Annotated in this window: 4 protein-coding genes, 4 pseudogenes and 1 other annotated feature; of the genes and pseudogenes, 3 read left to right on the top strand and 5 right to left on the bottom strand. The window is 59.8% G+C overall.

Going from position 1 to position 7674, the window contains the following annotated elements; genetic code table 11:
* Positions 1 to 119: pseudogene (locus tag NKJ80_RS31185) on the top strand (DNA-binding response regulator); the annotation flags it as partial.
* A 691-nt stretch (positions 120 to 810) separates the two neighbouring features.
* Here the strand turns inward: NKJ80_RS31185 and virD4 are convergent.
* From virD4 to NKJ80_RS31170, 3 genes and pseudogenes are all read right to left on the bottom strand, one after another.
* On the bottom strand, positions 811 to 2556 hold the full coding sequence (gene virD4 / locus NKJ80_RS31180) for a type IV secretion system ATPase VirD4 (protein WP_352498950.1): 1746 nt from the start codon (positions 2554 to 2556) through the stop codon (positions 811 to 813).
* A gap of 229 nt (positions 2557 to 2785) precedes the next feature.
* Positions 2786 to 3562: a hypothetical protein gene (locus NKJ80_RS31175; RefSeq protein ID WP_352498949.1), complete on the bottom strand. Its 777-nt coding sequence runs from the start codon at positions 3560 to 3562 to the stop codon at positions 2786 to 2788.
* A gap of 301 nt (positions 3563 to 3863) precedes the next feature.
* Positions 3864 to 4166 (bottom strand): annotated as a pseudogene (locus NKJ80_RS31170) (integrase core domain-containing protein); the annotation flags it as partial.
* A 2-nt stretch (positions 4167 to 4168) separates the two neighbouring features.
* On the opposite strand from NKJ80_RS31170, the pseudogene NKJ80_RS31165 reads away from it, so the two are divergent.
* A pseudogene (locus NKJ80_RS31165) lies at positions 4169 to 5622 on the top strand (IS30 family transposase).
* Here the strand turns inward: NKJ80_RS31165 and NKJ80_RS31160 are convergent.
* Positions 5601 to 6499 (bottom strand): annotated as a pseudogene (locus NKJ80_RS31160) (IS3 family transposase); the annotation flags it as partial. The pseudogenes NKJ80_RS31165 and NKJ80_RS31160 sit on opposite strands and share 22 nt — an antisense overlap.
* Positions 6129 to 6248: a sequence feature (AL1L pseudoknot), on the bottom strand. It overlaps the preceding pseudogene by 120 nt.
* A gap of 155 nt (positions 6500 to 6654) precedes the next feature.
* Positions 6655 to 6804, bottom strand: coding sequence for a hypothetical protein (locus tag NKJ80_RS31155; RefSeq protein WP_023703136.1), 150 nt, complete (start codon positions 6802 to 6804; stop codon positions 6655 to 6657).
* Positions 6805 to 7001: 197 nt separating this feature from the next.
* On the opposite strand from NKJ80_RS31155, the gene NKJ80_RS31150 reads away from it, so the two are divergent.
* A partial coding sequence (locus NKJ80_RS31150; protein WP_352498948.1) for a KUP/HAK/KT family potassium transporter occupies positions 7002 to 7674 on the top strand: 673 nt, incomplete at its 3' end.

Here is a 7674-nt window from a genome sequence, read left to right as displayed (position 1 = left end):
TGCGCCGAAAGCTGGAGGCTGATGCGGCCAACCCTCGCCTGGTCAAAACATCCCGTGGCGCAGGGTACTTCTTCAACGCTGACGTGGATGTTAGCTACGGAGGCACGTTGGCCGCGTGACAGTGAGCTATGCTGGAGATTGGGGTGACGAGGCTGATCAAGCCTTCCAACAGTACCAGCCTGATCCATTACGGCGAGAGCTACCGGTCCGGAGATCGCATCAGCCCCTCTCTGCATATGCACGCGGCCGCCTGAATTGCCGATTTCGCTCAGCTGCTGCTGAATGGCGACGGCTTGCGGCGTATTCAGGGCCCTCTGCGTCTGCGCTGGCCACAATAGCGCTGGTGAATGTTCATTGCTGGGACGACTCACTCGGGTGGTAGGTGGTTGCCCTGGTCAAGCTCATCCGGCGAAGGGCGGATCTGCTGTTGGCTGGCAGCCAAGACTGGGGGCGGCGGCCCGAACTCCGGCGTCCCAGAGCTTGCGAAAGCCTCCGACACGCTTCTGTTGAGGTCATCCCGTCCAGCGGGCATCCCTGGGTTGCTGAAAAAAGACGAAGCGGCTTGATGATCCTGCCCTCGCTGAAGCACCTCGCGAAACCCCCTGTTCCAGTCGCAGAAGCTCCTCTGGATTGGTTGGCGGCTCGTCAGCTCGACCATCGAACAGCGGCCGGAGCGCCTCGGACACGTGCTGCTCAAAGCCCACTTGCCGGGCTTGGCCCGCTTGCCCCTCTTCCAAGCCGGCGTCCTGCACCTGCGACAAAGCTGTTACACGGGATGGATTTTTTCGCGGGGTCCACACCAGCCTCACATCAAACTGTATCGTCAAAGTCCTGCGCCAATTCACACAGCGGGTCATCGAGTTGAGATTCGGCGGGGAGCGCCTCCTCTGCTCCCGTCAAGGGCGCCGGCTCCGGGAGGGCGCCTGACTGGCGTTCAAAGATGCGTTTCAGAATGCGATCCGAGAAATAACGCACCTTCCTCAATTTTAATGGTGGCAGACCTTTGATGAGAACAATCTCGTAGTCGTCATCGAGCAGCCGAACCTGTTCGGGACGCAATAGCGGTGCACCTTGATGTGAATTCTGAATGGTCCAGTCGAACGTTCGCGCCTGGCTGTGGGAAATCGATTTGGCTTCAAACGTGTATTCACCGATGGCCTTGGAAATGTAGTTCGGAGTCTCGTCATCAGCCGTGGCCATGAACACTTGCAGTCCGGTATTGCTGAGAAAATTCTGCTTGCCAGCCTCTCCATAAGCCCCCGTCAGTGCCGAAAGGCTTTGGATGATGAGCATGAAACGCCCCTTGTAGCCCGCGATAGTCGTGATTGCGGTCTCGATCGCCTCCAGCTTACCCAAGTGCTTGAACTCGTCGAGCAGGAAGAGAACCTCGTGCTTTTCATCCCGGCGGGCCAGCGACCGCTGCAGAATCGAAACGATTTGCTGAAAAAACAAGCGTATCAAAGGCGCGATCACCTCAAGGTCATTCGGACCAACGCAAAGATAGATGCACGTTCTGCGACGGCGAAGATCATAGACCGAAAAGTCCGAGCGACTTGTGGCCGCCTTTACAGCGGGATCCGCCCACAGGTTGAGCCCGCCATCGCCGAGCACGGAAGTGTAGGAGGTTAGGATTTTCGTATCGTTCCCCGCCATGTCGTCGAAGATGCGTTGTGCCTCTTTGTTCTGAGTCTCCATGGCGAGTCGCGCGAAGAGCTTAAACTTCTCCCCCGGCTGGGCGAAGAGGTCGTAGACGGCGCCGATTGTTGGCGTGCCCCGCTCGATGCAGGCAAGGATTCCCGCGACAAAGATATCTCGCGCGCCGCTGACGAAACCTTCCGCGCCCTCCCCCTTGGCCGTAATCAGGTTTGCGGCCAAGCGGCGGGCCTCGGTGAATTGCTGCTGTGGAGGCAGCGCTATAAGATCCAACAGCGGATTATAGCAGTTTGTGCGCCGCTCCGAATCCAGCGGCGCGAATTTAAACACGTCGTCACCTGCGGCTTTGCGCGCCCTCGAGGTGAGCTCAAAGAGCTCCCCCTTGACGTCCAGAGCTATCACCGAGCCTTTGAATGTAAGTAGCGTTGGAATGACTATGCCGACGCCCTTGCCAGCGCGGGTCGGTGCAACGATGAGGCTGTGAGGCTGCTCGCCATTGGTCAGGTAGTAGCCAGGCCAGAAAGGGCCACTTGTCTTCCCAAACACCGGCCCTGTCACGCCACGGTATCGTCGCAGATATCCCGTGCGTCGCATTTCATCCACTCGAGCCCAACGAGCCGTCCCGTGGTGTTCGAGCTTGCGGCGCAATACGATCTGCTGAATCAGCAAGACGACCGCGGACGTCGAGAGCACGATAGCCGCGCCCCGATAGAAAACGGGGGTTGCGAAACCCAAATAGAAGGGCGTCTCAAACCAAAAGGCACGGACATCAAACGCCATCAGAGCCTCGCCGCTGCCGCCGTGGCGGAAGGTTGCGTAAAGACTTGCCGCACAGAAGCCCACGGCGAGTGAGCACGCGATGCTAATGGCTATGTTGGGGGGCGTCGTTTTTGTTGAAAGCATTGTTCCATTGCCGGATTAGCCGTAGCTAATGCTGCGCGTGCTTCAGAGACCGAACCGGCGTCGCGCGATGTCGCCGCTCGACAGATCGATGCCGCAGTGGGTGGTGCGATGCTTGCAGCGCATCACCCGGCAGACGTGGTTTTTGTACGTCAACGGCCAGCGAATTGGAAACGGCAAGGCCGTAGACGGAATTCGGGAGAGAAAGCGTCACTGTACCATGGCCGAGACATCAACGGCCGGAGCGATCTCTGCTTCGGGTGGCCTCCATTAGGTCCTCTCGGGCGTGATTGTAGGCTTGGCTTATGGACCGCCCGACTTGAGCACCCCGCTGCAGCTGTTCATAGGAGGTTTGCGGGCCGACTGTATCACGGACTGCAGCCTCAATACCTGCTATGTGGCCGTCCAGATTCGCACTCCGTTCCTCTGCTGCATGCTGCGGCGGCGGCATGTGCGGCAAGATGTCTTGCATGCCGGGAAAAACTGAGTGAGCTTGGGCCTGTTGATTTGCGTCTAACTGTTGATACATGTTGAGAATAGCATTGGATGCCATCATCCTGACATTGCCATCCGGATCAGAAGAAGCCAATCCAATGGCCTGATCAAGAATGCGAGATTTGTTTTCGTCAGTAAACTTACTGAAGTGTGGCGCAACGTAATAAGCTCCGAGAGCTTGCGACGGCGGATCCATGTTGCCAATGCGATTAACAATAGCATCTTGCAGCCCTGGCGTTAGGTAATCGCCTAGATTACTGGCCGCTCCGACTTTCTGCAATGCTATGTCATCCGTGCTGTACCCCAATTCGGCTGTTAATGTCGCGGCCAGATTGATGGCTGATCGTCCAAGCCGATTGGTCCGCCTTTCAAATCTCGCGAGGTCAGTTTCTGGCCCGGGTTGAGTGCCCCGAACGGCTGTTCGCTCGTGCGTCCCGAGGCCTTTGAAGCCCCCAAGATTTCGCGCTGTATCGCGCGGGTTAGCGGTTACCAGCCGTTCTGCAACATCGCTCAATGGCCCCTCTGGAACGTCACGGAGGCTACTGCTCCCCCCGCCTTGAGATGATCTTGCAGCTGCACGTGCCCGTTTGTTATCGCGATCCATTGCTCGCCTCCAAAGTAGTTATTCTACCCAATGAGGTTACCACCGAAGCTTGACCTGCTAAACCGATATGATGTTACAGTTGTAGTATGGCAAAGGGTTCCCAGCTCTGTGGGTCTGCCAAGTGCCCGTCCAAGCCGAAGAAAATACGATGAAGCTGGCATCAAATGCGATGTGAACTGCCCCGGGCATTCCGGAGGCCGTTTCGTTTGAGTCACGCGGCTATGGCTGGTCCATCCAACATGGCATAGTAGCGTTCCTCGGCTTCGGCCGGCGGGATGTTGCCGATGGGCTCCAGCAGCCGGCGATTGTTGAAGCAGTCGACCCATTCGAGCGTGGCGAACTCGACGGCCTCGAATGAGCGCCAGGGTCCGCGTCGATGGATCACCTCGGCCTTGTAAAGACCGTTGATCGTTTCGGCGAGAGCATTATCGAAAGAGTCGCCGACACTGCCCACTGCGGGTTCGACGCCGGCCTCCGCCAAGCGCTCGGTGTATTGAATGCTGACGTGTTGGGCGGATTCAACCGGTCGTCGCAACACCAAGGGTTGGAGGTTGCAATGACGGTTCACCAACGCGCTTAGATCGGTGCACTCGAAAGAAGCTAGATTCGCCCGGGCGTCCGCCTGCCTGGCAGCGTGAGAATCGCTTCCGGTTCTGGCAAGCTATTGCCTTGGGACGTTCGAGCGAGGAGGCCGCACTGGATGCCTGTATATCAACGCCTCTTGGTCCGCGCTGGTTCGGAGTGCAGGAGGGATGCCGCCAACGCATTTGGCGCCGTGGGCGAAGCCGCCTTCGGGGCGATATCTTTCTTTCGGGAGCGCGAGGATATTGCGCTTGAGCTTGCCAAGGGAATCGGCATCCGGGCCGTTGCTCGTAAGCTAGGTCGGCCGCCGAGCACAATCTCGCGGGAGGTCAGGCGCAATGCCGCGACGCGCAGCGGCAATCTGGATTACCGGCCAGTGCCGCCCAATGGCACGCCGATCGTGAGTCCCGGCGGCCTCCTGGCAAGCTGGCGGTCAATCCGGCTCTGCGTGAATGTTGAGGAGCGCTTGGCCGGCAAAGTCACCAATCCCAATGGCGCCTCATTCGAGGGCCCCAAGGTGGGTATGGAAAAAACGACAGAGCCGGAGGTGGTCGGCAGCCTGGAGCCCCGAGCAGATCGCTAAATCGGCTTCAGATCGATTACCCAGAGGATCAAACCATGCGGATCAGCCACGAGACGATCTATCAGTCCTTGTACATTCAAGGACGCGGAGCATTGCGCCGAGGACTTACCGCATGTCTGCGTTCAGGCCGAGCGTTGCGCGTACCGCGCGAACGGGCCCGAGTTCGCAACAAGTCCTTCATTGGAGACGCCGTTATCATAAGCGACCGTCCGGCCGAAATTGCCGATCGGGCTGTCCCCGGACATTGGGAAGGCGACCTCATCCTTGGCCTCGGAAGCTAGGCGATCGGTACGCTCGTGGAACGAAGTTCACGCTTCACAATGCGTGCTTCACCTGCCGCGCATGCATGGCTATCAGCAGAGCCTGCGCATCAAGAACGGTCCACCACTTGCCGGCCACGGCGCTGAAGCAGTCCGCAGAGCCATAGCCCGATCCATGGGCAAACTTCCCGAGCAACTGCGTCAGTCGCTGACTTGGGACCATGGAGCGGAAATGGCGCAGCAGCCGACCTGCGCATCGACACCGGGCTCGAGATTTACTTCTGCGATCCCCAAGCCCGTGGCAACGAGACTCCAACGAAAACACCAACGGCTTGCTGAGACAGTACTTTCCAAAGGGCACGGATCTCAGTCGGCACACAGCCCGGGAACTGGACGCAGTTGCCCATGCTATCAACACAAGACCGCGCAAAACGCTCGGCTGGAAAACACCTGCCGAACTCCTCGACCAGCTCCTTGGGGGTCAGTATGATGCCGGTGTTGCGACGATCCGGTTGAATCCGCCTTGGCTGCCTCTATCGCTGTGATGGATGAGCCCGCCTCCCCGCGCGGGCCGCCGATCATGGAGAGCCTGTTCCAGGGCATCGAGAACGAAGGCTGCATGCGCCGTCCGGCTCACCCGCCAGCCGACGATCCGACGGGCATAGGTGTCGACAAACGCGACATAGACGAAGCCCGTCCAGGTCGCGACGCAGGTGAAGTCGGAGACCCGCAGCATGTTCGGCGCCGGAGCATGGAACTGGCGGTTGACGTGGTCGAGAGGGCAAGGTGCGGCCTTGTCGCTCACCGTAGTGCGGATCGGCTTGCCGCGGACGATGCCTTCGAGGCCCATGGCCTTCATCAAGCGGGCAACCGTGCAGCGGGCGACCTCGAAGCCCTCGCGACGCAACCGCCGCCAGACCTTGCGAACGCCGTAGACGCGGAAGTTCGCCTCAAACCGTCGGACCTCATCCTTCGAGGCTGTATCCCATCTTGCCCGAGCCGACAGCCGGCAGGGGTCGACGCGCTTGGCGACATGGTCGTGGTAGGTCGACGGGGCGATCGGCAGCACCTTGCAGATCGGCTCAACCCCATGCGCCTTGCGGTGATCGTCGATGAACGCGATCGTGGCCTGAACCGGCGGTCAACGAGCTTCGCCTGGGCAAAATACGCGGAAGCCTTGCTCTCGTTGGCCTGCGAAGCTCGCGGCTCTCGCGTTCCAGAGCCTTCAGTTTCGTCGCAGCATCCGTGGGAACTCCGGCGCGCACGCCGCCGTCACGCTCGGCTTTCTTGCAGCCGATCTTGGCGGCGATCGATGAAACCGCCGCCCACCGCGACGTATGCTCGCGTTCGTGATCCAGAACCAGCCGCACCGCGGGGGGTCCGGACCTCGGGAGAGAACTTGTTGGTCGCCTTGCTTGTCATGGTTTCACCTTCTCAGGAGTTGGAGCCTCCGATCAACCCGCGGCGGTACACAACAAGGGTCACGGATCATTCTGGGCGGGAACCCTAGAGAATCAGCCCTCAGAGCCTTTGGTAATAGACCGACCCCTCGCACCTGTTTGGGCTGGGTGTACAAGTCAGGTTTTCATCAGGTTGGACGAGTATGTCTGGCAGTAGAGCGCGACCACTTCCGTGCCCGCCCGCTCGTCTGGCAGACACACAAAGGAGAAAGATATGCCGTCAGCTACAAGCAGCGCCATCGTTTCCTGCCGCAGATCATCGCCCATCCGGTCTGGCCCTCCTTCAGGTCCCCTTGAGCCTGTGTCTCGTCGAGGAAATGGCCTGGGAGCGGGATCGTGGTTTCGTATGAGACAATCCGCCGGTGCGGCGACAAATGCGGTCCGCATACGGAGCCATTACGTCGCGGCACTTGATATTGCAGTGCAGCAAAGGTAGAGGGCCGCCCCTTATCGGAGTGTCGTCCATGGCCCTTACCAATGCTGGTAGCGAGGCAGAACCCGTCGAACAATCGAGCCATCCCGAAATCGAACAGGACAGCACCAAGGTGCTGATGCTAGGCGCGCTCGGCGTTGTCTATGGCGATATTGGCACCAGCCCGATCTACGCGTTCCGTGAGGCGCTGGTGGCGTCGTCGGGCGGCAATGTCGCCGAGCGCGGCGATATCCTCGGCGTGCTGTCGCTGATCATCTGGTCGCTGACTATCATCGTCACCATCAAGTACATCATGTTCGTGCTGCGCGCCGATAACGTCGGCGAGGGCGGCGTGCTGTCGCTGATGGCGCTAGCGCGCGGCAGTTTCCCCAAGCGGTCGGCGGTGATCCTGGGCATCGGCATCGTCGGCGCCTCGCTGTTTTTCGGCGACGCGGTCATCACGCCCGCGATTTCGGTGCTGTCGGCGGTCGAGGGTATGAACGTCGTCACGCCGACCTTCCAGCCCTATGTGGTGCCGCTGACACTGGTCATCCTGGCCATGGTGTTCGCGGTGCAGCGCTTTGGCACCGGTGGTGTGGCGCTGATCTTCGGGCCGATCACGGCGGTCTGGTTCCTGGCTATCGGTCTTTCGGGCTTGAACCACATCATCGCCGATCCCGAAATCCTGTGGGCGGTCAGCCCGCACTACATCGTCGCCTTCCTGA

This window comes from Mesorhizobium sp. M0030 (assembly GCF_040323695.1).
Lineage (GTDB): Bacteria > Pseudomonadota > Alphaproteobacteria > Rhizobiales > Rhizobiaceae > Mesorhizobium.
The sequence above is the reverse complement of the archived record's forward strand: the minus strand, read 5'-3'. Positions and strand labels throughout refer to the sequence as shown.